The sequence below is a fragment of the Xylophilus sp. Leaf220 genome, assembly GCF_001421705.1.
GTDB lineage: Bacteria > Pseudomonadota > Gammaproteobacteria > Burkholderiales > Burkholderiaceae_C > Xylophilus.
The window spans coordinates 20,838-45,374 of the sequence record NZ_LMKO01000007.1 but is presented as its reverse complement, the minus strand read 5'-3'; the positions used below and the strand labels follow the sequence as shown (position 1 = coordinate 45,374).

Below are 24,537 nucleotides of genomic sequence, written 5' to 3'. Positions count from 1 at the left end.
GGCGTGCGCATGTCCATCTCCGCGCCGGACGAATTCCGCCCACGAAAAAGCGGGCCACCGTCGCCGATGGCCCGCCGTTCGCCCCCGCTGCGGCCGCCCGCGGGCAGCGGCGACGCGACTAGTCCAGATAGTCCGAGTAGTCCTTCTTCTGGTAGGCCGCCGTCGCGTCCCACGGTGCCGGCCGGATGGGCTGCACCTGCACCACCGTCTTGCGGCTCGACGGGCCCTGCGACGACTCCACCGAGACGGGCAGCTGCAGCTTGCGGTTCCACACCACCGTCAGCGCGCGGCCCGGTTCGCGCGACACGTAGGTCGTCAGGTCGCCGCGGGTGCCGCTCTCCTGCAGGCCCTTGAGCGAGGCGGGGTCGATCAGGTGGTAGGCGGCCATCCACGAACCGTCGAAGCCGACGTTGCCGTAATCGGTGGGTGCCACGTCGACCAGCACCTTGTCCTCGGCCGAGGCGAGCCGCAGCGCGGGCTTGCCGGTGGCCGCGTCGCGGCGGATCCAGCGGGCCGCGGCGGCCACGTCCAGGTGCCGGTGGCCGTGGTCGCCGGCGGCGTGCTCCGCGGCCGAATGCCAGCCGGCGGGCACGATGCGCTCGACCCAGACCTGGTCCTGCCGGCGCACCACCCGCTCGGAGAACTCGGTGGTGCGCTTCACCCCGTCGGCACCGGCCGAGACTATCGTGTGGCGCACCAGCAGGTCGGCGTCCTGCGCCAGGGCGGGCAGGGCCGCTGCCACGGCGCAGGCGGCCAGCACCGTGCGGGCGCCGCGTCGGAAGATCGATGTGCTGCCCATCGTCAGAACCCGAAAGCCTGCTTCAGCAGCGCGTTGACCCGGGTGTTCTCCATCGTGCCCTTGAAGACGTTGCTGCCGGCGCCGGTGGCGAACAGCATCACGTCGCCGCCGCCGTGGGTCTCGGCGCCGGGCGCGCCCAGGGAGACGCCCACTTCCTGCAGGTAGTTCTTGTCGCCCGAGGTGTCGACGTTGGTGATGTCGTCGCGGCTGGCCTTGCGCGGGCCGCCGCCGTTGCCGAAGACCAGGGTGGTGTAGGGCTTGCCGTCCGCGGCCTTGGCCAGGGCCTTGGTCTTGTAGTCGGTGGTCTTGCCCAGGATGTCGTTGCCCAGGTGCGAGTAGCCGTTGAAGGCCATCGTGTGGTCGTGGTCGGCGGTCACCACCACCAGCGTGTCGGCCAGGTTGACCTTGGCCAGCGCCGCCTTCACCGCGTCGTCGAAGGCGATGGTGTCGGCCAGCGCGCGCTTGGCGTTGGTGCCGTGCAGCGCATGGTCGATGCGGCCGCCCTCGACCATCAGGAAGTAGCCGGTGCCCTTGGCCGCCAGCGCGTCGATCGCCTTGGCGGTCATCTGCGCCAGGCTGGGTTCCTTGGCCGGGTCACGGTCGAGCTCGTACGACATGTGGCCTTCGCTCTGCGCCTGGTCGAAGAGGGCGATGATCCTGCCGTTGGGCGCGGCGTTGAGGCTGGCCAGGTCGCTGGCGTAGGCGTAGCCCTTGCCCTGCAGCTCGGCCACCAGGTCGCGGCCGTCGGGTCGGCCGCGCGGGCGGGTGGTGGCGTTGAACGGGCGCCAGTAGTAGCTGATGCCGCCCATCAGCACGTCGACGCCGTTGCCCAGCGCGGCGTTGTAGCCGGCGCCGCCGGGCACCGCCTGGCGCGCCAGCGCGTACTCGGCGTTGCGGTTGCAGTTGTGCGCATAGGTGGCGGCGGGCGTGGCGTGGGTCAGGCGGGCGGTGGTCACCACGCCGGTGACCTTGCCCTTGGCGATGGCCTGCTCCAGGATGGTGGGCACCGACGCGCCGTTGCCGGTGGCCGGGCAGTTGTTGACGGCGTTGGCGACCGCGGGCGTCACGCTGGTGTCGCTCGACGGCTCCCTGGAGAAGGTGTTGCCGTCCATCGCGATCACTTCGTTGCGCGACTTCACCCCGGTGGTGTAGGCGGCCATAGAAGGGGCGCTATCGGTGGTCTGCGCATCGAGCGAATAGGTCTTGACCCGGGCAGAGCGCGGCAGCGTTTCCATCGTCAGCGTGCCGGCCTCGCCGTACTTGTAGATGCGGCTGGCGGTGACCGTCACCGGGCCCATGCCGTCGCCCAGGAAGAAGATCACGTTCTTGGCTTCGCCGGCGGCGAGCGCCGGTGCGGGCAGCGTGGCGGCGAGGGCCAGGCACAGCGCGGCGGCGGCCTGCCCGGTGCGGGTGAGGGGGCGGTGGGTGTGCATGGATGCGGTGTTCTCGAAGGTGGTGCGGCCGCGGGGCGCGGCGGCGATGGCGGTGCCGGGCTGGGAGTGCGGTGCGTGCGTCACAGGCCCACCGCCTTGCGGATCAGGCCGAACACGGCCGTGTTGTCGATCGTGCCGCCGAAGCTGTCGGCGCCCTTGCCGATCGCGCCCAGGTACACGTTGCCGCCGCCGTGGGTCTCGCTGCCCGCGGCCACCGGGATCGTCGCCTCCTGGTGGTAGGTGGCGGAGAACACCTGCGCGTCGGTGAGCGCGGTGCGCACCGCCTGCCGGTTCTCGCCGTTGCCGAAGCCGATGATCGAGTACGGATTGCCGCCGGTGTCGGTGGAAAGCGCGCCGTTCACGTAGCTGCGCAGGAGGCCCAGCACGCCGGGGTTGGCCGCGGTGCTGGGGCCGGTGCGGGCCGAGTAGCCGTTGAGCACCAGCGTGTGGTCGTGGTCGGCGGTCACCACGATCAGCGTGTTCTTCAGGCCCGGGTCGATCGCCTGCATCTTGTCGATGCCGGTCTTGATGGCCGCGTCGAACGCCACCGTGTCGGCCAGCGCCTTGCGGGCGGTGGTCTCGTGCAGCGCATGGTCGATGCGGCCGCCCTCGACCATCAGGAACATGCCCTTGCCGTTGGCCTTCAGCTGGTCGATGCTGCGGGCGGTCATCTCGGCCAGGCTCGGTTCCTTGGAGGCGTCGCGGTCCAGGTCGTAGGCCATGTGGCTGGAGGTGAACAGCGCCAGCAGCTTGCCGGTGGGCGGCAGGCCGCCGAACTCGTTCTTGTTGCCGGCGAAGGCGTAGCCCCGGGCCTGCATCTCGGCGACCAGGTCGCGGGTGTCGGTGCGGGCGCTGCCGGCGGTGGTGCGCGGCTGGAAGTGGCGCAGCCCGCCGCCCATCACCACGTCGATGCCGTCGCCCAGCGCCCCGTTGTAGCCGGCGCCCTGCGGCACCATCTGCGCGGCGATGGTGTTCTCGCCGTCGCGGTGGCAGATATGGGCGTAGGTGGCGGCCGGCGTGGCGTGGGTGATGCGGGTGGTGCTGACCACGCCGGTGCCCATGCCGGCGGCCTTGGCCAGCTCCAGCAGGGTGGTGGCGGCGGCGCCGTTGCCGCTGGCGGGGCAGGTGGAATCGGCGCCGCTGATGTAGTCGGCCCCGGTGGCCGGGTTGAAGGCCGAGGTGGGCGTGGTCATCGAGATGACCTCGTTGTTCATCTTCACGCCGGTCATGTAGGCCGACATCGAGGGCGCGCTGTCGGTGACCTGGGCGTTGGCCGAATAGGTCTTCACGAAGGCCGATTCGGGCAGCGTGTCCATCGTCAGGTTGCCGTCCTCGCCCACGCTGTAGATGCGGGCCGCGGTCATGGTGGTGATGCCCATGCCGTCGCCCAGGAAGAACAGCACGTTCTTCTGGGCCAGGGGCGCCGCATCGCCCGCCCCGTCGGAGCCGCCGCAGGCGATGAGCGTGGCCGATGCCAGCGCCGACGCGATAAACCATTTCTTCATTGCAAGCCGCCTCTTCTGTTGTGTGTCTGGTGTTGGGAGCGCACGGCAGTCTTGGGCGGCCGCATGACGGCGGCGTGACATCGGCGACCGGCTGTCTGTTGAGCGGGCAGGCGCAATAAGCCCGGGCATATCGCCCAGGCTTATTGCTATGGTTTCGGTAGCTAGAAGCCGGCGTGGGGTGCCGGCCACAGGCCTGAAAGACCTATGAATGCCAGCGGGGCGCCACCGCCTGCGCCCCGCCGGGCCCCGTCACCGGTCGATGATCCGCCGGTGCACCACCGGCGGCCCGTCGCCCAGGTGGAAGGCGAGCTTGCGGTCGCGCAGGGCGACGTCCCAGGCGGTGACGCGGGTGAAGCGGCGCAGGTGCTCGGTCCAGGATTCGTCGGTGATCTGCTCGACGTAGCACGCCGGATCGTGCACGTCGTGCAGCAGGTGCCACTCCAGTGCGCCCTGGCGCAGCCGGCTGCGGCGGCTTTCCTGCATCAGCAGGCGGAAGTCCTCGGCGCGGGCCGGGTCGATCCGGAACTCGATGCTCACCTGCACCCGGCCGTGCTCGGGCGGGGTGGCGGCCACCGGCGCGGTGAAGGCCTGCGACGGGGTCAGGTCTTCCTCGCGGCTGCGGTCGGCCAGGAAGTACTGCACCGCTAGCATGACCACCACGCCCGAGATGCCGGCGGCCGTCAGGCCGGCGTGCAGGCCGACCAGGCTGGCCGTCTGGCCCCAGAAGGCGGCGCCCAGCGCCGTCGCGCCCATGATGGACATCTGGTACATCGACATGCCGCGTGCCCGCACCCAGTCGGGCAGCGCCAGCTGGGCCGAGGTGGCGAGCGAGTTGGCGGTGCAGAGCCAGGCCAGGCCCGCCAGCGCCATCGCCGGCGTGGCGATCCAGATGGTGGGCGCGAAGGCCACCGCGATGGTCGCCACCGAGGTGACGCAGGTGCCCAGCCGCACCAGCATGTCGCGCCGCAGCCTGTGCCGCAGCTGCGGCAGCAGCAGCGCGCCGACGATGGCGCCCGCGCCCATCGAGGCCAGCATGATGGTGAAGGTGCCGGCGTCGCCGCCGGGCAGCGCCCGGGCGATCAGCGGCAGCAGCGCCAGCAGCGCGGTCGAGTGCAGGAAGAACACCGCCACCCGCACCAGCACCGCCCGCATCCGGGGCGACTGCCGCACGAACTGCATGCCCACCCGCATCGCGCTGCCGAGCCGCTCGCGGCCCAGCGGGTTGGGTGCCACGGTGCGCTTCCAGCGGGTGATGACGATGGCCGACGCCACCGACAGGATCGCGTTCAGCACGAAGACCCAGTGGCTGCCGGCGCTGGCGATCACCGCGCCCGCCACCAGCGGGCCGATGATCCGCGAGGCGTTCATCGCGATGCCGTTGAGGCCCATCGCCGCCGGCAGCTGGCTGCGGGTGACCAGCTCGGGCACGATGGCCGAGAACACCGGCCAGCGCATCGCCAGGCCGATGCCGTTCAGGAAGGTGAGGGCCAGCAGCATCGGCGCGTTGATCCAGTCCGACAGGATAGCCACGCACAGCAGCAGCGCCACCACCGCCACCCAGAGCTGGGTGAAGATGAAATACCGCCGCCGGTCGAGGATGTCCGCCAGCGCGCCGCTCGGCAGGCCCAGCAGGAACACCGGCAGGGTCGAAGCCGACTGCACCAGCGCCACCATCACCGGCGAGGTGGTCAGCGAGGTCATCATCCACGCCGCCGCCACGTCGTTCATCCACATGCAGGTGTTGGCCGCCACCCAGGTGATCCACAGCAGGCGGAAGGTGGGCGCCGTCAGCGGCTCCAGCGCCGCCCAGGAGCGCGGCGGCGCGGCCCGGGCGGTGTCGGGATTGGCGGGGTCGTCGGTGAGGAGGTTGTTGTGGGGAGGCGGGGGAGGGGACGGCATCGCGGACATAGGCGGCCAATTTTGCGCCCTGGCCGCGGGCGGCTGGTTGCGAGGCGCATCCGCCGCGCCTGCACGAAACTTGGCAGGCACAGCGTCCGGCGTTGGAATTAACCGACACCACGACCCAAAAGCCGGTGATAGCGTCGATTTCCATGCACAGCACCACCCGCCGCCTCTGGGATATCTCCCCCCCGCTGGGCCCCGACAGCCCGGTGTTTCCGGGCGACACGCCCTATTCGCAGACCTGGTCGGCCACCTACGGACCGGGCTGCCCGGTCAACGTGGCGGCGCTCACCCTGTCGCCGCATGCCGGCGCCCATGCCGACGCGCCGCTGCACTACGACCCGCAGGGCGCCACCGTCGGCGCGCTCGACCTGGCGCCCTTTTTGGGTACCTGCCGCGTCGTCCACGCCATCGGCTGCGGTCCGCTGGTGCGGCCCGCGCACATCGCCCACGCCCTGCAGGACCTGCCGCCGCGGCTGCTGGTGCGCACCTACGCCCGCGCCCCCACCGGCTGGGACGACGCCCTGACCGGCTACGCCCCCGAGACGATCGAGCAGCTGGCCGACCGGGGCGTGCTGCTGGTCGGCATCGACACCGCCAGCATCGACCCGGCCACGAGCAAGACCCTCGACAGCCACCAGGCGATCCGCCGCCGCGGCCTGCGGGTGCTGGAGAACCTGGTGCTCGACGACGTGCCCGAGGGCGACTACGAGCTGATCGCGCTGCCCCTGCGGCTGGTGGCGGCCGACGCCTCGCCGGTGCGGGCGGTGCTGCGGTCGCTGGTGTGAGCTCCATGCCCCGCATCTAGAAGAAAAAGGCCTGTAGCCGGCGAACGGCGCCGGCCACCAGCTATCGAAAACATAGCAATCGAGCAAAAAAGCAAACAAGCAAGCAAGACATGACGACGACCACCACTGCCACCCCCACCACCCTGCAGGACTGCCGCGCCCTGGATGCGCAGGACCCGCTGCGCAGCCTGCGCGCCCACTTCACCCTGCCGGCCGATACCGTCTACCTCGACGGCAACTCGCTCGGCGTCCTGCCCACCGCGACTGCCGCCCGGGTGGCCGACGTGGTGGCGCGCGAATGGGGCCAGGACCTGATCCGCTCCTGGAACACCGCCAGCTGGTTCGATCTGCCGCAGCGCCTGGGCGACCAGCTGGCCCCGTGGATCGGTGCCGGGAAGGGCGAGGTGGTCTGCACCGACAGCACCTCGATCAACCTCTACAAGGTGCTGAGCGCGGCGCTCAACATCGCCCGCGAGGCGTCGCCCGCCCGGCGGCGCATCGTCAGCGAGCGCAGCAACTTCCCCACCGACCTCTACATCGCCGAAGGGCTGTGCAAGGAGCGCGGGCTGGAGCTGGTGCTGGTCGAGCCCGAGGACATCCCCTCCGCGCTGACCGCCGACGTGGCGGTGCTGATGCTCACCCACGTCAACTACCGCACCGGCGCGATGCACGACATGGCGGCCACCACCGCCGCGGCCCACGCCGCCGGCATCCTCACCGTCTGGGACCTGGCCCACAGCGCCGGCGCGGTGCCGGTCGACCTGCAGGGCGCGGGCGCCGATTTTTCGATCGGCTGCGGCTACAAGTACCTCAACGGCGGCCCCGGCGCGCCGGCCTTCGTCTGGGTCAACCCCCGCCATGCCGGCCGCTTCTGGCAGCCGCTCTCGGGCTGGTGGGGCCACGCCGCGCCGTTCCGCTTCACGCCCGACTACCAGCCTGCCGCCGGCATCGGCCGGTACCTCTGCGGCACCCAGCCGATTATCAGTTTGTCGGCCCTGCAGTGCGGCCTGGACGTGTTCGACGCCGCCGTGCCCCTGGGCGGCATGCCCGCCCTGCGCGCCAAGTCGCTGGCGCTGACCGACCTGTTCATCCGCATGGTGGAGGAGCGCTGCGCCGGGCACGGCCTGGGCCTGGCCACGCCGCGCGACCATGCCCGGCGCGGATCGCAGGTCTGCCTCACCAGAACAGAGGGCGCCTACGCCATCGTGCAGGCCCTGATCGCCCGCAAGGTGATCGGCGACTTCCGCCAGGGCGACGGCGGCACCGGGCCGCACCTGGACATCCTGCGCTTCGGCTTCACCCCGCTCTACATCGGCTTCGAGGACGTGTGGAACGCGGTCGAGCACCTGCGCCAGGTGCTGGAAACCGGCGAGTGGCGCCGACCCGAGTTCAACCAGACCAACGCGGTGACCTGACGACCATGTGCCCCCACCACGCCTCAACCCCGGCCGCGCCCGACGCGGTACCGACCCCTGTCGCCGCTGCCGCCGCCGTGGCCTCCGGCACCGACGGTCCCGGCGCCACCATCGTGCGGGAGGAGGGCGCCCAGCTCGACTTCAGCCGCGCGATGAGCTACGGCGACTACCTGCAGCTGGACGCGGTGCTGGGTGCGCAGAAGCCGCTCTCGCCCGCGCACGACGAGCTGCTCTTCATCGTCCAGCACCAGACCAGCGAGCTGTGGATGAAGCTGATGCTGCACGAGCTGCGCGCCGCCATCCGCTGCGTGGCAGAGGACGATCTGCAGCGCGCCTTCAAGATGCTGGCCCGCGTCAGCAAGATCATGGAACAGCTGGTCCACGCCTGGGACGTGCTGGCCACCATGACCCCGCCCGAGTACAGCGCCATGCGCCCCTACCTGGCCCAGTCCAGCGGCTTCCAGAGCTGGCAGTACCGCAGCATCGAGTTCGCCCTGGGCAACAAGAACGGCCTGATGTTGAAGCCCCACGAACACCGCCCCGACCTGCTCGCCGAAGTGCAGGCCGCCTACGCCATGCCCTCGCTCTACGACGAGGCCCTGCGCCTGCTGGCCCGCCGCGGGATCGAAGTGCCGGCCGAGGCGCTGGAGCGGGACTGGACCCAGCCCTACGCCCCCAGCGACGGCGTGGAGCAGGCCTGGCTGACCGTCTACCGCGACCCGAAGGCGTGGTGGGACCTGTACCAATTGGGCGAGGAACTGACCGACCTGGAAGACGCCTTCCGGCTCTGGCGCTTCCGGCACGTGACGACGGTGGAGCGGGTGATCGGCTTCAAGCGCGGTACAGGGGGGACGGGCGGCGTGTCGTATCTGCGCAAGATGCTGGACGTGGTGCTGTTTCCGGAGATCTGGCGGTTGCGGACGGAGTTGTGAAATGGCCGTGCCCTGCTCGAGAAACCAAGTGCAAAGCCGACTCTGAGGGCCAGCAGCCGGTGACCGGAACACACCGAACCGATGCCGTCAGCGGCTGAAAAAGACCGTCGATCCGAACATCGGATGTATCTTCAGCGCCCGGCATGTTCTAAAACACGACAGAGACAAAGCATGAAACTCACCACCCTCGCCCTGGCCGCCGCCCTCTCCCTGCCTTTCGCCGCCACCCCCGCCCTCGCCCAAACCAAGCCCAAGCACGACGAATTCTTCTGGCTCGGCGAGATCAACAAGGCCACGGCCGTCATCAACACCGACGAGGGCCTGCTCGACAAATCGGTCACGCCGCTGGCCTATGCGGGCATCACCAAGGTGCTGGCCGATGGCGACAAGCCGGGGGGCAAGCGGCCGACGCTGGTGATCACCTTCGAGCCGCTGCTGATCGAGGCGGCGGGGCCGCAGATCACGCTGCTGCATGCGGGGCGCTCCAGCCAGGACATGCTCTCCACCGTGCGCTCGGCCATGCTGCGCGACGAGATGCTGAACCTTGCCGACGCGCTCAACAAGGTCTCGGGCACGATGGTGCGGCTGGCCGACAAACACCGCGCCACCATCGTGCCCAACTACACCAACGGCGTGGCGGCGCAGCCCAACAGCTACGGCCACTACCTGCTGGGCCTGGCGGCGGGGCTGGACCGGGATGCGCAGCGCATCCGCGAGGCGTATGCCCGCCTCGACCGCTCGCCGATGGGCACCACGGTGCTCAACGGCACCAGCTGGCCGCTCAACCGCAAGCGCATGGCCGACTACCTGGGTTTCGCGGCCACGGTCGACAACGCCTACGACGCGGCCCAGGTGTCGGCGGTCGACCAGCCGGTGGAGGCGGGCGCCATCGTGATGGCGATCGCGCTGCACGCCGGCACCTTCATCGAGGACGTGATGACCCAGTACGCCCAGGCCCGGCCGTGGATCCTGCTGCAGGAGGGCGGCGGCAACACGTATGTCAGCAGCGCGATGCCGCAGAAGCGCAATCCGGGCCTGCTCAACAGCACCCGGCGCGACGCGTCGCAGGCCCTGACGCTCGGCATGGGCGCGGCGATCCAGGCGCACAACATCCCGCCGGGCATGCAGGACCCGAAGGAGGGCCGCAACAACGCCGCGATGCTGCAGAGCGCCGTCACGGTCCTGAACAACTGGGACCGCATCCTGAACAACCTGGTGATCGACCCCGAGCGCGCGCTGGAAGAACTCAACAGCGACTGGACGGCCTCGCAGGAGCTGGCCGACGTGCTGATGCGCAAGTACAGGCTGCCGTTCCGCGCCGGGCACCACTTCGCCTCCGAGGTGGTCGAGTACGCCAAGGCCAAGAACATCAAGCCGCTGGACTTCCCGTATGCCGAGGCGCAGCGCATCTACGCCGAGACGGCCCGGGGATCGGACTTCGCCCAGGTGCTGCCGATGCCCGAGGCCGAGTTCCGCGCCACCCTCGACCCGGTCGCGATCGTCAAGAACCGCCAGACCGCCGGCGGCCCGCAACCTGCCGAGATGGAGCGGATGGTGAAGGAGGCGCAGCAGCGCATCGCGCAGCAGGATGCGTGGATCCAGGGCAACCGGGCCCGGATCGCGTCGTCGCTGGCGCGGCTCGACGGCGATTTCCAGAAGCTGGGCGCCGCGGCGCGCTGAGGGCCTGCGCGCGCGCTGGCGGGGCAGGCCGGGCGCGCCCTCCGCGGGCAACGCCGGCCGGGCGGGCTATCGTTTTTCCAGATGCCCCAGCGGCAGCGCGCCGCCGGCCTTCACCTCGCCCAGCGAGAAGCTGGTGTGCAGGTCCTTCACATGCGGCAGGTTGGCCAGCCGCTGCAGGGCGAAGCGCGAGAAGCTGTCCAGGTCGGGCGCCACCACCTGCAGCTCGAAGGTGCCGGCGCCGCTGATGTAGTGGCAGCTGGTCACCTCGGGCAGCTGGCGCACCGCTTCTTCCAGCTGGCGCATCGCGTCGCCCGAATTGCGCTCGGCGTCGATCCGCACGAAGGCCAGCACGCCCAGGCCGATCTTCTGGCGGTTGACCGCGGCGTGGTAGCCCAGGATGAAGCCCGCCGCCTCCAGCGCCCGCACCCGGCGCCAGCACGGCGCGGCTGACAGGCCTACCCGCTGAGCCAGCTCGGCGTTGGTCAGCCGCGCATCGGCCTGCAGCTCGCGCAGGATCGCCAGGTCGAATTTGTCGAGTGTTTCCACTTTTGGGCCATTCCGGGAAAGATTCTTGCGCAGCATAGCCTTTGCAGGGCAACGAACGCAAACACTTATCCCGGGTGCAAACCTACACTGGTCCCAGAGGCGCACCCCCGACGCCCACGGAGACAAGAACGATGAACGCCCCACTCCCCGAGCACGTCCGCAAGGCCCTCGAGACGGTCACGCTCGACGACAAATACGCCCTCGACCACGGCCGCGCCTTCATGAGCGGGGTGCAGGCCCTGGTGAAGCTGCCGATGCTGCAGCGGCTGCGCGACCAGGCGGCCGGCAAGAACACGGCGGGCTTCGTCAGCGGCTACCGGGGCTCGCCGCTCGGCGGCTACGACCAGGCGCTGTGGAAGGCGTCCAAGTTCCTGAAGGCGCAGAACATCGTCTTCCAGCCGGGCGTCAACGAGGAGCTGGCCGCCACCGCGCTGTGGGGCACGCAGCAACTGGGCTTCTCGCCGCCGGGCACCAACAAGTTCGACGGCGTCTTCGGCATCTGGTACGGCAAGGGCCCGGGCGTCGACCGCTGCTCCGACGTGTTCAAGCACGCCAACATGGCCGGCACCACCGAGTTCGGCGGCGTGATCGCCATCGCGGGCGACGACCACATCAGCAAGAGCAGCACCGCCGCCCACCAAAGCGACCACATCTTCAAGGCCTGCGGCCTGCCGGTGTTCTTCCCGGCCAACGTGCAGGAGATCCTGGACCTGGGGCTGCACGCCTTCGCCATGAGCCGCTTCTCGGGCGTGTGGGCCGGCATGAAGACGATCCAGGAGATCGTCGAATCCAGCGCCACCGTCATGATCGATCCGCAGCGGGTCGACATCGTGATCCCCACCGATTTCGAGATGCCGCCCGGCGGCCTGCACATCCGCTGGCCCGATGCGCCGCTGGAGCAGGAGGCGCGCCTGATGCACTACAAGTGGTACGCCGCGCTGGCCTATATCCGCGCCAACCGGCTCAACTACAGCGCCATCGAGACGCCCCACGACCGCTTCGGCATCATGGCCAGCGGCAAGGCCTGGAACGACACCCGCCAGGCACTGCTCGACCTGGGGCTGGACGACGCATCGTGCCGCCGCATCGGCATCCGCCTGCACAAGGTGGGCGTGGTGTGGCCGCTGGAAGCGCAGCTGACCCGCGAGTTCGCGACCGGCCTGCAGGAAATCCTGGTGGTCGAGGAGAAGCGCCAGGTCATCGAATACCAGCTGAAGGAAGAGCTCTACAACTGGCGCCCCGACGTGCGGCCCAACGTGCTCGGCAAGTTCGGCGAGTCCGAAGGCGGCGGCGAATGGAGCATGCCCAACCCCACCGCCAACACCCTGCTGCGGGCCAACGCCGACCTGTCGCCCGCCATCATCGCGCGGGCCATCGCGCAGCGGCTCAAGAAGCTGGGCCTGCTGGATGCGGCCGGCGCCGACATGCGCGCCCGGGTCGATGCGCAGCTGGCGATCCTGGAGGCCAAGGAGCGCGCGATGCAAGTGCTGGACGCGACCGGCGTGCAGGGCGCAGACCGGGTGCCGTGGTTCTGCTCGGGCTGCCCGCACAACACCAGCACCGTGGTGCCCGAAGGCTCCCGCGCGGTGGGCGGCATCGGCTGCCACTACATGGCCACCTGGATGGACCGCAGCACCATCGGCTTCACCCAGATGGGCGGCGAGGGCGTGCCCTGGGTCGGCCAGCAGCCCTTCACCACCGACCAGCACATCTTCGCCAACCTGGGCGACGGCACCTACTTCCACAGCGGGCTGATGGCGATCCGGCAGGCGGTGGCCGCGGGCGTCAACATCACCTACAAGATCCTCTACAACGACGCGGTGGCGATGACCGGCGGCCAGCAGGTCGGCGAGCGGCCCGAGGGTCACAGCGTGCTGCAGATCGCGCAGAGCCTGCAGGCCGAGGGCCTGACCAAGGTGGTCATCGTCACCGACGAGCCCGAGAAGTACGACGGCGTGAAGATCGCCGGCGACCTGGAGGTGAAGCACCGCGACACGCTGGATGCGGTGCAGCGCGAGTTCCGCGAGATCCGGGGCACCACCGCCATCATCTACGACCAGACCTGCGCCACCGAGAAGCGCCGCCGCCGCAAGCGCGGCACCGCGGTCGACCCGGCCAAGCGGGTGGTGATCAACGAGCTGGTGTGCGAAGGCTGCGGCGACTGCAGCGTGCAGAGCAACTGCCTGTCGGTCGAGCCGCTGGAGACCGAATTCGGCCGCAAGCGCACCATCAACCAGAGCAGCTGCAACAAGGACATGAGCTGCCTGAAGGGCTTCTGCCCGAGCTTCGTCACGGTGGAGGGCGGCCAGCTCAAGAAGAAGGGCAAGGGCAAGTCGGCTTCGCCGCTGGACCTGGGCCCGCTGCCCGAGCCGGTGCTGCCGCGGCTCGACGGGGCCGACGACGTCTGGGGCATCGTGGTGGCCGGCGTGGGCGGCACCGGGGTGATCACCATCGGCCAGCTGCTGGGCATGGCGGCCCACCTGGAAGGCCGCGGCATCGTCACCCAGGACGCGGCCGGCCTGGCGCAGAAGGGCGGCGCCACCTGGAGCCATGTGCTGGTGGGCGCCACGCAGGACGCGATCCGCACCACCCGCGTCGGGATGGCCGCGGCCGACCTGGTCCTGGCCTGCGACCCGCTGGTGGCGGTCAACAAGGAGACGACGCTGCGGATGCGCGAGGGCCGCACCCACGTCGTGCTCAACGGCCACAGCACGCCAACGGCCGCCTTCGTGCGCAACGCCGAATGGCAGAACCCGGCGGACGCCTGCGGCACCGAGATCGCCCGCACCGTGGGCGAAGCCAACTTCGGCGCCTTCGACGCCGACGCCGCCGCCACCCAGCTGATGGGCGACAGCATCTACGTCAACCCGATGGTGCTGGGCTACGCCTGGCAGCGCGGCTGGGTTCCGCTGTCGCTGGCCTCGCTGCTGCGGGCGATCGAGCTGAACGGCGTGGCGATCGAGCAGAACAAGACCGCCTTCGCCTGGGGCCGCCGCGCGGCGCACGATCCGCAGTCGATGCACAAGCTGGCGGAGCCCGGCCAGGTCATCACCTTCAAGCCGCGCGAAACGCTCGACGGCCTGGTGGCGCGGCGTGCGCAGTTCCTGGCGGCCTACCAGAACCAGGCCTATGCCGATGTGTACCGCCAGTTCGTAGACCGGGTGAAGACAGCCGAGGCGCCGCTCGGCAAGACGGCGCTGTCGGAATCGGTCGCCCGCTACCTCTTCAAGCTGATGGCGTACAAGGACGAGTACGAGGTCGCCCGGCTGCACACCGACCGCGGCTTTTTGGAGCGGGTCAACGGTATGTTCGAAGGCGACTTCAAGCTGCACTACCACCTGGCCCCGCCCGGCATCGCCAAGACCAATGCGAAGGGCGAGTTGCAGAAGCAGCGCTTCGGCCCCTGGATGCTGATCGCGTTCAAGGTGCTCGCCAGGCTGAAGGGCCTGCGCGGCACCGCGTTCGATCCGTTCGGCCGCACCGAGGAACGCCGTACCGAGCGGGCGCTGGTGGGCGAATACCGCGCCAGCGTCGAGGCCCTGCTGCCGCGGCTCGACGAGACCAACCACGCGCTGGCCGTCGAGATCGCCCGGCTGCCCGAGCAGATCAAGGGCTACGGCCATGTGAAGCACCGCAACCTGGTGGCGGCCCGGCTGCGCGGCGCAGAGCTGCAGGCCCGCTGGAACGGCCCGGCCGAGGCGCGCGCCGCGGCTTGAGCTTCGAATCGGGCCCGGGCCGGCGTGCAGCGCCGGCCGGTTGCTATCGATTCGGTAGCGCCACGCGCTCGATAGTCCTCTGCCGCGCCGGGATACCCCGGGGCGTGTAGGAGGGGGCGCCGCATACAATCGCCGGTTGCCCGGGGTGGCGGCGCCAGCCGCGCCCGGCAGTTCCTCTCTTCCCAATTCGACGTGCGCGTCGTGGAGCCGCCCCTTGTTCATCTCTTCCGCATTCGCCCAGACCGCCCCTGCCGCAGCCGCCGGCGGTGGCGGCATCATGTCCTCGCTCACCGGCATGCTGCCGCTGGTGCTGATGTTCGTGGTGCTCTATTTCGTGATGATCCGCCCGCAGATGCGCAAGCAGAAGGAGCACCGCGCGATGCTCGACGCCATCGCCAAGGGCGACGAAGTGGCGACGGCCGGCGGCATCATCGGCCGCGTGACCCGCCTGGGCGAGGGAACCCTCGGCCTCGAGATCGCTCCCAACGTCGAAGTGCAGGTGCAGCGCACCGCCGTCGCGCAGGTCCTGCCCAAGGGCACCGTCAAGTAACCGGTCCCGCGCGGCACGCCTGCCGCGCCCGCAGGACCCGAGTCGAACCGAAGCGGCCCCGCGCCGGACAAAAAGCGCACAACACGCTCCAAGCTATGAATCGTTATCCGGTCTGGAAGTACGCGATCCTCGTCGTCGTGCTGCTGGTGGGGGCCCTCTACACCCTGCCCAATTTCTTCGGCGAGGCGCCGGCCGTGCAGGTCTCGGCGGGCAAGTCGAGCGTCAAGGTCGACGACGCCACCCGCACCCGCGTCGAGGAGGCCCTGAAGGCCGCCAACGTCGATGCCGGCGCGGTGACGCTCGACGGCACCTCGGTGCGCGCCCGCTTCGCCACGCCGGACGAGCAGCTGCGTGCCCGCGACGCCCTGCAGCGCGCCCTGGTGCCCGATGCCGCCGATCCGTCGTATATCGTCGCGCTGAACCTGATCTCGCGTTCGCCGGCCTGGCTGGCCAAGCTGGGCGCGGTGCCGATGTACCTGGGCCTCGATCTGCGCGGCGGCGTGCACTTCATGCTGCAGGTCGACATGCAGGCCGCCCTCGACAAGAAGGCCGAATCCTATGCCGGCGACCTGCGCACCACGCTGCGCGACAAGGGCATCCGCCACGGCGGCATCAACCGCGACGGCCAGGCGGTCGACATCCGGGTGCGCGACGCCCAGACCGCCACCGCGGTCAAGAACCTGATCTCCGACCAGTTCCCCGACCTGGTCGTGACCCAGACCGGCGACGGCGCCGACACCCGGCTGCTGGCCCGCATCAAGCCCGAGGCGGTGCGCAAGGTGCAGGACCAGGCGCTCAAGCAGAACATCACCACGCTGCACAACCGGATCAACGAACTCGGCGTGTCCGAGCCGGTGATCCAGCAGCAGGGCCTGGACCGCATCGTGGTGCAGCTGCCCGGCGTGCAGGACACCGCCAAGGCCAAGGACATCCTGGGCCGCACCGCCACGCTGGAAGTGCGCATGGTCGACGAGAGCTCCGAGGCCCGGGTGGCCGAGCGCAGCACCGCCGGCAACGTGCCCTTCGGCTCCGAGCGCTACCCCGAGCGCTCCGGCGCGCCGATCGTCGTCAAGAAGCAGGTCGTCCTGACCGGCGAGAACCTGACCGACGCCCAGCCCGGCTTCGATAGCCAGACGCAGGAGCCGACGGTCAACCTGACGCTCGACGCCAAGGGCGCCCGCATCTTCCGCGACATCACCCGCGAGAACGTGGGCAAGCGCATGGCCATCGTGCTCTTCGAGAAGGGCAAGGGCGAGGTGGTCACCGCGCCGGTGATCCGCTCGGAAATCTCCGGCGGCCGGGTGCAGATCTCGGGCCGCATGACCTCGGTCGAGGCGGCCGACACCTCGCTGCTGCTGCGCGCCGGCTCCCTGGCTGCGCCGATGGAGATCATCGAGGAACGCACCATCGGCCCGAGCCTGGGTGCCGAGAACATCTCGCGCGGCTTCCACAGCGTGGCCTGGGGCCTGGCGGCCATCGCGGTCTTCATGTGCGCCTACTACGCGCTCTTCGGCGTTTTCTCCAGCATCGCGCTGCTGGTCAACGTGGCGCTGCTGGTGGCCATCCTGTCGATGCTGCAGGCCACGCTGACGCTGCCCGGCATCGCCGCCATGGCGCTGGCGCTGGGCGTGGCGATCGACTCGAACGTGCTGATCAACGAGCGCATCCGCGAAGAGTTGCGCAACGGCGCCTCGGCGCAGGCCGCGATCCATGCGGGCTACGAGCGCGCCTGGGCGACCATCCTCGACTCGAACGTCACCACGCTGATCGCCGGCCTGGCGCTGCTCGCCTTCGGCTCCGGCCCGGTGCGCGGCTTCGCGGTGGTGCACTGCATCGGCATCCTGACCAGCATGTTCTCGGCCGTGTTCTTCTCGCGCGGCCTGGTCAACCTCTGGTACGGCCGCAAGAAAAAGCTCAAGAGCGTTGCCATCGGCACCGTCTGGCGCCCCGAGGCCGACGCCTCCGCTTCCACCGCCGTCTCGGCAAAGTAAGGAGACGACACCATGGAATTCTTCCGTATCCGCCGCGACATCCCGTTCATGCGGCATGCGCTGATCCTGAATTCGATCTCGATCATCACCTTCCTGGCGGCCGTGTTCTTCCTGTTCCACCGCGGACTGCACCTGTCGGTGGAGTTCACCGGCGGCACGGTGATGGAGGTGGCCTACTCGCAGCCGGCCGATCTGGAGAAGGTGCGCAGCACCGTCACCGGCCTGGGCTACCAGGATGTGCAGGTGCAGAACTTCGGCACCGCGCGCGACGTGATGATCCGGCTGCCCGCGCAGAAGGGCGTGTCCTCGGCCCAGCAGAGCGATCGCGTCCTGGGAGCGCTCAAGGCCGATCCGGCGACCGCCGATGCCACGCTGCGCCGGGTCGAGTTCGTCGGCCCGCAGGTGGGCGAGGAACTGGCGACCGACGGCCTGAAGGCGCTGGCGATGGTGGTCATCGGCATCATGGTCTACCTGGCCTTCCGTTTCGAGTGGAAGTTCGCCGTCTCCACCGTGCTGGCCAACCTGCACGACGTGGTGATCATCCTGGGCTTCTTCGCCTTCTTCCAGTGGGAGTTCTCGCTGGCGGTGCTGGCGGCGGTGCTCGCGGTGCTGGGCTATTCGGTCAACGAGTCGGTGGTGATCTTCGACCGGGTGCGCGAGACCTTCCGCCGCCAGCGCAAGATGGACACCGAGGCCGCGATCAACCACGCGATCACCTCCACCATCAGCCGGACCATCATCACCCACGGCTCGACCCAGCTGATGGTGCTGTCGATGTTCTTCTTCGGCGGCGCCACGCTGCACTACTTCGCCCTGGCGCTGACCATCGGCATCCTGTTCGGCATCTACTCGTCGTGCTTCGTGGCCGCGGCCATCGCGATGTGGCTGGGCGTGAAGCGCGAAGACCTGGTCAAGCCGGTCGCCAAGAAGGACGCGGCCACCGATCCGGCCGATCCGAACAGCGGCGCGCAGGTCTAGAAACAAGGCCCCCCGGCTTTGCACGCTGCTGCCGCAGCGTGTCATTCGCCACCCCCCGAGGGGGAGGCCCTGCCTGCCGCCGGGGGACCCGTCGGCGGCCGGTGGCTGTGAGATGGGTTGCCCTCGGGGAGGGCGCGCAGGGGCTCAGCCCTTTGCCACCCGCTGGAACAACCCGCCGGGGAGGCGGGCGACCCGGTCGTCGAGCTCCAGCTCCAGCAGCTGTACCTGCAGCGCCGCGGCGTCGGTGCCGGTGCGGGCCACCAGCGCGTCGAGGCCCACCGGGTTCCAGCCCATCGCACCGAGCAGACCGCCTGTGTCGTCCTCGCTGTCCCGCGCATCGGCCGTAGCGGCGGCAGCCGGGAACAGGGCCGGTTGCGGCGCCGGCGCGCGGCGGGCCGTCGCCGGTGCGGCAGGCCGGGCGCGGTCGGCGAACGGCGGCAGCTCCTCCAGCACGTCCTGCGCCGATTCGACCAGCTTGGCGCCCTCGCGGATCAGCGCATGGCAGCCGCGCGACTGCGGCGCGTGGATCGAGCCGGGGATCGCGAAGACCTCCTTGCCCTGCTCGACCGCCATCCGCGCGGTGATCAGGGAGCCCGAAGGCTGCGCCGCCTCCACCACCAGCGTGCCGAGCGACAGGCCCGCGATCAGCCGGTTGCGCCGGGGGAAGTTGGCGGCCAGTGGCGGCATGCCCAGCGCGTACTCGCTGACCAGCAGGCCCTCCTGCGCGATCCGGTGGGCCAGCGCCCGGTTCTGCCGCGGATAGACCCGGTCGAGCCCGGTGCCGACGATGGCGATCGTGGGGCAGAGGCCGGCCGTCGCGCCGTCGAGCGCGCCCTGGTGGGCGGCGGCGTCGATCCCCAGCGCCAGGCCCGAGACGACGGTCAGCCCCGCGCCGGCAAAATGCTGGGCGAAGGCCTGCGCGTCCCGCGCGCCCTGCGGCGTCGGGTTGCGGGTGCCGACGATCGCGATGCCGGGCGCCACTGCGGTTGCTACAGATTCGATAGCTGAGGGTCGGCGCGGGTCGCCGGCTGCAGGCACTTTCGGCTCGAAAACCGGCGATCCGAGCAGGTACAGCAGCAGCGGCGGGTCTTCCGTCGCCAGCAGCCCGGCCGGGTAGCCGGCATCGGCCAGGGTCAGGCAGCGCCGCTCGGCACCGGTCGCGTCACGTTCGTTCAGCCAGGCCCAGGTGGTGTCCAGCAGCGCGGCCAGGCCGGCGGGCTGGGCCTGCAGGGCGGCCGTCTGCGCGGGCGTCGCCACCTGCCGCAGCGCGGCGGCGGGCGCATCGAACACCGCCGTCGGCAGGCCGAACGCCGCCAGGAGCCGCCGGCCGGTGTCGGGCCCCACGCCGGGGGTCAGCGTCAGCCGCAGCCAGGCGGCGAGTTCGGCGTGTTCCATGGAGGAGAAAACGAGGAGTCTGTGGGGCGCGGGTCGCCCCGCTCAGGGGCACCGCGGATCCGGCTCCGCCGGTCCGCCGGTGCCGCCCCCTGCAAGGGGGGGCGGCGCAGACACGCAGTGCGGAGCCTGGGGGTGTACCTAGCCTCTAGGGCGCGATCAGCCGGTCGCCGGTCTTCACCGGCACGCGGATCTCCAGGATCAGCGCGTACGACACCCGCTCGAAGGTGCGGAACACCATCATCAGGCCGTTGCGCTCGTCGGGCAGCTTGATCTGGGTGGGCTTGTCGCCGGTGCGGTCGGTGATGCGCGGGCCCTCCGACAGGATCGCCAGCACGTGGCCGCTTTCCATGCCGTCGAGCGTGCCCTTGTTGATCGCGACGATCTGGTTCTGCGCGGCGTTGGCCACCGCGCTGCCGTAGATCGACACCACGCGGCCGTTCTCGATCGGGAACTGCGGCGCGCGCGGGTTGTAGCTGACCAGCTGGCGCGGCGGCTCGGGCAGCAGCCGGTCGCCGGCGCGCATTTCTTCCTTGGAGCCGACGATGTCGAACGAGGCCGGCACGATCTCCTGCAGATCCTTGCCGTCGCGCAGCGAGGTCTGGGTACTCTCGCTCTGCATCAGCCGGGCGCGGCCGACGTACTGGGCCTCGTAGCCCAGGATCTCGGCGGTGGCCGGGTCCTTGAGCGGCACCGCGTTGCGGAACACGCGGTAGTCGCGCGGCTGGCCCGGCTCGCGCATCAGCGGCGCGCCGGTGGGGCCCAGCGCGTAGGCGCGGTCGCCGCGGGCCAGCAGCACCCGCTCTTCCAGGGCGCCGACCAGGCGGGGCGCGTTCTTCAGGGTGAATTCGTCGACGATCAGCGGCTCGGCCAGGAAGGGCTCGATGAACTGCGGCTGCAGGGTGGGCAGCGCGCTGTCGGCCAGGCTCTCGTAGCGGGTGCGCGGCGAGATGCGGACCGTGTCGCCTTCGCCGCCGTAGCCGGAGCGCGAGGTGCGCAGCCGGGCCATGCCGTCGACCTTCTCCAGGTAGAGCGTCTGGCCGGGGTAGATCAGGTGCGGGTTGCGAATCTGCTCCAGGTTCATGCCCCAGAGCTCGGGCCAGCGCCAGGGCCGCTGCAGGTACATGCCGGAAATGGCCCAGAGGGTGTCGCCGCGCTTGACGACGTAGACGTCGGGCGCATTGGGCGACAGCTCCGCGACCGGGATGCCGGTCTGGGCCACCTGCTGCGCGGTGGCGCGCTGGGTCGGCGTGACGGGGTAGTTCTGTGCGAGCGCGGAGGTGGCGCAGCAGAGTGCGGCGGCAGCCAGCGCGACGGCGGCGCAGGGGGACTTCATTCGCATCAGGACAGGCTCCCTCGGGATGGCGCCGCGTCCCCGCGGGCGGGCGCTGCATCCAGCAAAATATCGTTACAAACAGCGGTGGATTCTCGCTTCATGTCCTTGAATGGGCAACGCTTATTGGCGCGGCGCGGCGGTGTCGGCCCCAAAGTGGCGGAAAATAGCGACAACTGCGTCCGCCCGCGACGCCTCCCCCCGCACGCCTTTCCGACCGCTTTCGCCCGACCGCCATGGCCCTGCTTCCCATCCTCGTCTATCCCGATCCCAAACTGCTGAAGGTGGCCCGCCCGGTCGAGGCGGTCGATGCCCGGATCAAGTCGCTCATCGCCGACATGACCGAGACCATGTACGACGCCAACGGCATCGGCCTGGCGGCCACGCAGGTCGACGTGCACGAGCGGCTGGTGGTGATCGACGTGTCGGAGGAGCGCGACAAGCCGCAGGTCTTCGTCAACCCGAAGATCGTCTGGCAGAGCGACGAGAAGGTCACCGGCGAGGAGGGCTGCCTCTCGATCCCCGGCATCTACGACTGCGTCGAGCGTGCCGCCGAGGTGAAGGTCGAGGCGCTCGACGGCGACGGCAAGCCGTTCACCGTGCAGGCCGACGGCCTGCTGGCCGTCTGCATCCAGCACGAGCTGGACCACCTGATGGGCAAGGTCTTCGTCGATTACCTTTCGCCACTCAAGCGCAACCGCATCAAGACCAAGATGGTGAAGCTGCAGCGCGACGCGCGGGACTGATCCCGCCGCCGCCGGCCTCGCAGGCCTTCACCCTCCGCAGGAGCCGCCCCATGCCCGATTTCCGTATCCCCTCGCACTGGGCCCGCCGGGCCCTCGCGGCCGGCGCCGCCGTGCTGCTGGCCGGTTGCGCCATTCCGTCCAAGGTGCCCGCCGGCGCGACGGTCGACGCGACCCAGGCCGAACTAGGCGCGCCCACCGGCCGCTACCCCTTGCCCGACGGCGGCCAGCGGCTGCAGTATTCGGAGCAGCCCGCGGGCTCTGCCGTCTGGAACCTCGACTTCGACGCCGCCGGCCGCCTGCAGCGCACCGACCAGGCGCTGCGCTATCCCAACTTCGACCAGATCGTGGTGAACCAGTGGACCGGCGACGACGTGCTGCGGATGATGGGCCGGCCGGCCCGCGTCGAACGGGTGGCGATGTTCGACGGCCCGGTCTGGACCTACCGTTTCAACGACTTGAACAACTACCGCTTCATCCACGTCCACCTGGACCCGGGCGGTGTGGTGCGGCGCATCCAGTACACCGACGAGAGTCTCTACCGCTTCCCGCAGGCGCGGTGAACCGGTGAAGGTCGTCTTCGCCGGCACGCCGGAATTCGCCCGCGTCGCGCTCGAGGCCCTGCACGCCGCCGGCGTCGAGATCCCGCTGGTGCTGAGCCAGCCCGACCGGCCCGCCGGCCGCGGCATGAAGCTGCAGGCCTCGCCGGTCAAGCAGTTCGCGGTGGCCCACGGCATGGCCGTCGCGCAGCCCCGCAGCCTGCGGCTCGACGGCAGGTACCCGGACGATGCCGCAGCCGCCCGCGAGGCGCTGCTGGCCGCCGGTGCCGACGCGATGGTCGTCGCCGCCTACGGGCTGATCCTGCCGCAGTGGGTGCTCGACCTGCCGCGCCTGGGCTGCTTCAACATCCACGCCAGCCTGCTGCCGCGCTGGCGCGGCGCCGCCCCGATCCACCGCGCGATCGAGGCGGGCGACGCCCGCACCGGCATCACCATCATGCAGATGGACGCGGGCCTGGACACCGGCGACATGCTGCTGACCGAAACGCTGCCGATCGACGCGGCCGACACCACCGCCACTCTGCACGACCGGCTGGCCCCGCTGGGCGGCCGGATGGCGGTGCAGGCGCTGCGCACCGCGGAGCAGGGCGGCCTGCAGCCGGTGCCGCAGCCGGCCGAGGGCATCACCTACGCCCACAAGATCGAGAAGGCCGAGGCGTTGATCGACTGGCGCCACGGCGCCGAGGCCATCGGCCGCCGGGTGCGGGCCTTCGATCCGTTCCCCGGCGCCGCCACCACCCTGGGCGGCGAGGCGATCAAGATCTGGTGCTGCGAAATCGATAGCGCGCAGTCGGCGCCCGGTGCCGGCTGCGGCACCGTTCTGTCTGCAGATGCGGCCGGCATCGCCGTCGCCTGCGGCCAGGGCGTGTTGCGGGCCACGGTGCTGCAGCGCGCCGGCGGCAAGCGGCTGCCGGCGGCGGACTTCTTGCGTGGCTTCGCGCTGCCGGCGGGTGCCGTGCTCGGCGCCCCACCGGCGGCATGAACGGCTCGGGCGTCTCCTATCCCGGCGAGGCCAGCGCCCGCGAGTTGCTGCGGCACCCCGAGTTCTGGCGCGGCATGCGCGAGATGTCGGGCATGAGCATCGGCATCGGCGCCTGGGGCCTGGTCACCGGGGTGGCGATGGTCAAGTCGGGCATGCCGCTGCTGCTGGCGGTCTTCATGTCGCTCACCGTGTACGCCGGCAGCGCGCAACTGGTGGTGGTGCCCCTCATCGCATCGGGCTCGCCGATGTGGGTGGTGTGGCTCACCGCGCTCTGCGTCAACCTGCGCTTCGTGATCTTCAGCACGATGTGGCGCGACTACTTCGGCCGCTTCCCGCGCGCGCGCCGCTGCCTGATGGGCTATGTGAGCGGCGACGTGACCTTCGTGCTGATGGCGCAGCGCTTTCCCGAGCAGGCGCCGGGGCCGGGGCAGGTGCCTTATTTCTGGGGCGCCTCCAGCCTCAACTGGACGACCTGGCAGCTCACCTCGATCGCCGGCATGCTCCTGGCCGAGACGATTCCGGTGCACTGGGGCCTGGGCTTCGCAGGCGTGCTGGCGCTGGTCGGCGTGCTGTGCTCGATGCTGGGCGACCGCATCACCTGGGTGTCGGCGGGCGTGGCGGCGGCCGCAGCGGTGGCGGCCTTCGCGCTGCCGCTCAAGCTCAACATCCTGGTCGGCATCGCCGCCGCGGTGACGGTCGGGCTGGTGCTGGAGGCTGCGCTGCCGCAGCGCAGCCGCATCGTCAGGCGCACACCGCCGATACCGCCGGCGGAGGACCGGCCATGAGCGCAGCGCCGAACCGCTTCAAGCAAGCTCGCACCGCAGTGCGCAGCACGAAGGTTTTGCAATGAGCGCAGCGCCGAACCGCTTCAAGCAAGCTCGCACCGCAGTGCGCGGCACGGAGCTTGCCCGATGACCGCCTGGGAGACCTGCATCGCCATCGTCGGCCTGGCCGCGATCACCGTGCTGACCCGCTGCTTCTTCCTGCTGCCCGACCGCGAGCTGCCGCTGCCCGACTGGCTGCGCCGCGGCCTGCGCTACGCGCCGCTGGCCGCGCTGGCGGCGGTGCTGGCGCCCGAGCTGGTGATGCGCGACGGCGCCTTCCTCACCACCCTGGCCGACGCGCGGCTGCCGGCCACGCTGGCCGCGGTGGCCTTCTATTTCTGGCGGCGCAGCATCCTCGGCACCATCGCGGTCGGCATGGCGGTGTACCTGCCGCTGCACGTCGGCCTGGGCTGGTAGGGCGGATACGGCCGCTGACGGGCGCGCCGCGGGGCCTCCCTACAATCGCCC

The 24,537-nt window shown here is 70.4% G+C and carries 20 protein-coding genes; 13 read left to right on the top strand and 7 right to left on the bottom strand.

From position 1 onward, the window contains the following. Nucleotides 1-118 precede the first annotated feature (118 nt). The 4 genes from ASE76_RS07760 to ASE76_RS07745 all read right to left on the bottom strand — a co-directional run bounded on the left by ASE76_RS07760 (nucleotide 119) and on the right by ASE76_RS07745 (nucleotide 5,636). The gene (locus tag ASE76_RS07760) at nucleotides 119-799 is read right to left on the bottom strand and encodes a hypothetical protein (RefSeq protein ID WP_055837286.1); all 681 of its coding nucleotides are present in this window, start codon (nucleotides 797-799) and stop codon (nucleotides 119-121) included. Between the two features lie 2 nt (nucleotides 800-801). Beyond that, a complete protein-coding gene (locus ASE76_RS07755; protein ID WP_055837352.1) occupies nucleotides 802-2,232 on the bottom strand; it encodes an alkaline phosphatase in 1,431 nt (476 codons plus the stop codon). An 80-nt stretch (nucleotides 2,233-2,312) separates the two neighbouring features. Next, nucleotides 2,313-3,737 (bottom strand): alkaline phosphatase, encoded by a 1,425-nt coding sequence (locus tag ASE76_RS07750; protein ID WP_055837283.1) that lies wholly within the window; start codon nucleotides 3,735-3,737, stop codon nucleotides 2,313-2,315. A 249-nt stretch (nucleotides 3,738-3,986) separates the two neighbouring features. Beyond that, entirely contained in the window at nucleotides 3,987-5,636 is a 1,650-nt protein-coding gene (locus ASE76_RS07745) for an MFS transporter (protein ID WP_236698380.1), read from the bottom strand. Between the two features lie 152 nt (nucleotides 5,637-5,788). Between ASE76_RS07745 and kynB the strand changes: the two genes are divergently transcribed. The 4 genes from kynB (at nucleotide 5,789) to ASE76_RS07725 (ending at nucleotide 10,454) form a co-directional block, all read left to right on the top strand. Then, nucleotides 5,789-6,427 carry an arylformamidase gene (gene kynB / locus ASE76_RS07740; RefSeq protein ID WP_055837280.1) on the top strand — a complete coding sequence of 213 codons (639 nt, stop codon included), beginning with the start codon at nucleotides 5,789-5,791 and terminating at the stop codon, nucleotides 6,425-6,427. Nucleotides 6,428-6,537: 110 nt separating this feature from the next. Beyond that, the gene (gene kynU, locus ASE76_RS07735) at nucleotides 6,538-7,842 is read left to right on the top strand and encodes a kynureninase (RefSeq protein ID WP_055837277.1); all 1,305 of its coding nucleotides are present in this window, start codon (nucleotides 6,538-6,540) and stop codon (nucleotides 7,840-7,842) included. Between the two features lie 5 nt (nucleotides 7,843-7,847). Then, entirely contained in the window at nucleotides 7,848-8,774 is a 927-nt protein-coding gene (gene kynA / locus ASE76_RS07730; RefSeq protein WP_055837274.1) for a tryptophan 2,3-dioxygenase, read from the top strand. A 171-nt stretch (nucleotides 8,775-8,945) separates the two neighbouring features. After that, entirely contained in the window at nucleotides 8,946-10,454 is a 1,509-nt protein-coding gene (locus tag ASE76_RS07725) for a lyase family protein (RefSeq protein ID WP_055837271.1), read from the top strand. 66 nt (nucleotides 10,455-10,520) lie between these two features. Here the strand turns inward: ASE76_RS07725 and ASE76_RS07720 are convergent, their stop codons facing one another. Then, complete coding sequence (locus ASE76_RS07720; protein WP_055837268.1) at nucleotides 10,521-11,000, bottom strand: Lrp/AsnC family transcriptional regulator; 480 nt, start codon at nucleotides 10,998-11,000, stop codon at nucleotides 10,521-10,523. A gap of 131 nt (nucleotides 11,001-11,131) precedes the next feature. Between ASE76_RS07720 and ASE76_RS07715 the strand changes: the two genes are divergently transcribed. The 4 genes from ASE76_RS07715 to secF all read left to right on the top strand — a co-directional run bounded on the left by ASE76_RS07715 (nucleotide 11,132) and on the right by secF (nucleotide 18,235). Next, on the top strand, nucleotides 11,132-14,716 hold the full coding sequence (locus tag ASE76_RS07715; protein ID WP_055837265.1) for an indolepyruvate ferredoxin oxidoreductase family protein: 3,585 nt from the start codon (nucleotides 11,132-11,134) through the stop codon (nucleotides 14,714-14,716). A gap of 214 nt (nucleotides 14,717-14,930) precedes the next feature. Continuing rightward, the gene (yajC, locus tag ASE76_RS07710; protein WP_055837262.1) at nucleotides 14,931-15,266 is read left to right on the top strand and encodes a preprotein translocase subunit YajC; all 336 of its coding nucleotides are present in this window, start codon (nucleotides 14,931-14,933) and stop codon (nucleotides 15,264-15,266) included. Between the two features lie 95 nt (nucleotides 15,267-15,361). Continuing rightward, the gene (secD, locus tag ASE76_RS07705; protein ID WP_055837259.1) at nucleotides 15,362-17,257 is read left to right on the top strand and encodes a protein translocase subunit SecD; all 1,896 of its coding nucleotides are present in this window, start codon (nucleotides 15,362-15,364) and stop codon (nucleotides 17,255-17,257) included. 12 nt (nucleotides 17,258-17,269) lie between these two features. Then, nucleotides 17,270-18,235, top strand: coding sequence for a protein translocase subunit SecF (gene secF / locus ASE76_RS07700; protein ID WP_055837254.1), 966 nt, complete (start codon nucleotides 17,270-17,272; stop codon nucleotides 18,233-18,235). Between the two features lie 144 nt (nucleotides 18,236-18,379). On the opposite strand, the gene dprA is transcribed toward secF, so the two are convergent. Further along, nucleotides 18,380-19,630: a DNA-processing protein DprA gene (gene dprA / locus ASE76_RS07695; protein WP_055837251.1), complete on the bottom strand. Its 1,251-nt coding sequence runs from the start codon at nucleotides 19,628-19,630 to the stop codon at nucleotides 18,380-18,382. Between the two features lie 145 nt (nucleotides 19,631-19,775). Next, on the bottom strand, nucleotides 19,776-20,969 hold the full coding sequence (locus ASE76_RS07690) for a LysM peptidoglycan-binding domain-containing protein (protein WP_055837248.1): 1,194 nt from the start codon (nucleotides 20,967-20,969) through the stop codon (nucleotides 19,776-19,778). A 227-nt stretch (nucleotides 20,970-21,196) separates the two neighbouring features. On the opposite strand from ASE76_RS07690, the gene def reads away from it, so the two are divergent. From def to ASE76_RS07665, 5 genes are all read left to right on the top strand, one after another. Next, nucleotides 21,197-21,706 (top strand): peptide deformylase, encoded by a 510-nt coding sequence (def, locus tag ASE76_RS07685; RefSeq protein ID WP_055837245.1) that lies wholly within the window; start codon nucleotides 21,197-21,199, stop codon nucleotides 21,704-21,706. Nucleotides 21,707-21,756: 50 nt separating this feature from the next. After that, nucleotides 21,757-22,266: a hypothetical protein gene (locus tag ASE76_RS07680; protein WP_055837242.1), complete on the top strand. Its 510-nt coding sequence runs from the start codon at nucleotides 21,757-21,759 to the stop codon at nucleotides 22,264-22,266. A 4-nt stretch (nucleotides 22,267-22,270) separates the two neighbouring features. After that, nucleotides 22,271-23,245 carry a methionyl-tRNA formyltransferase gene (gene fmt, locus ASE76_RS07675; RefSeq protein ID WP_055837238.1) on the top strand — a complete coding sequence of 325 codons (975 nt, stop codon included), beginning with the start codon at nucleotides 22,271-22,273 and terminating at the stop codon, nucleotides 23,243-23,245. Beyond that, entirely contained in the window at nucleotides 23,242-24,030 is a 789-nt protein-coding gene (locus tag ASE76_RS07670) for an AzlC family ABC transporter permease (protein ID WP_055837235.1), read from the top strand. Before fmt ends, ASE76_RS07670 begins: the two co-directional genes overlap by 4 nt. Before the next feature lie 126 nt (nucleotides 24,031-24,156). Then, on the top strand, nucleotides 24,157-24,486 hold the full coding sequence (locus ASE76_RS07665) for an AzlD domain-containing protein (RefSeq protein WP_055837232.1): 330 nt from the start codon (nucleotides 24,157-24,159) through the stop codon (nucleotides 24,484-24,486). The last annotated feature ends 51 nt before the right edge of the window (nucleotides 24,487-24,537 follow it).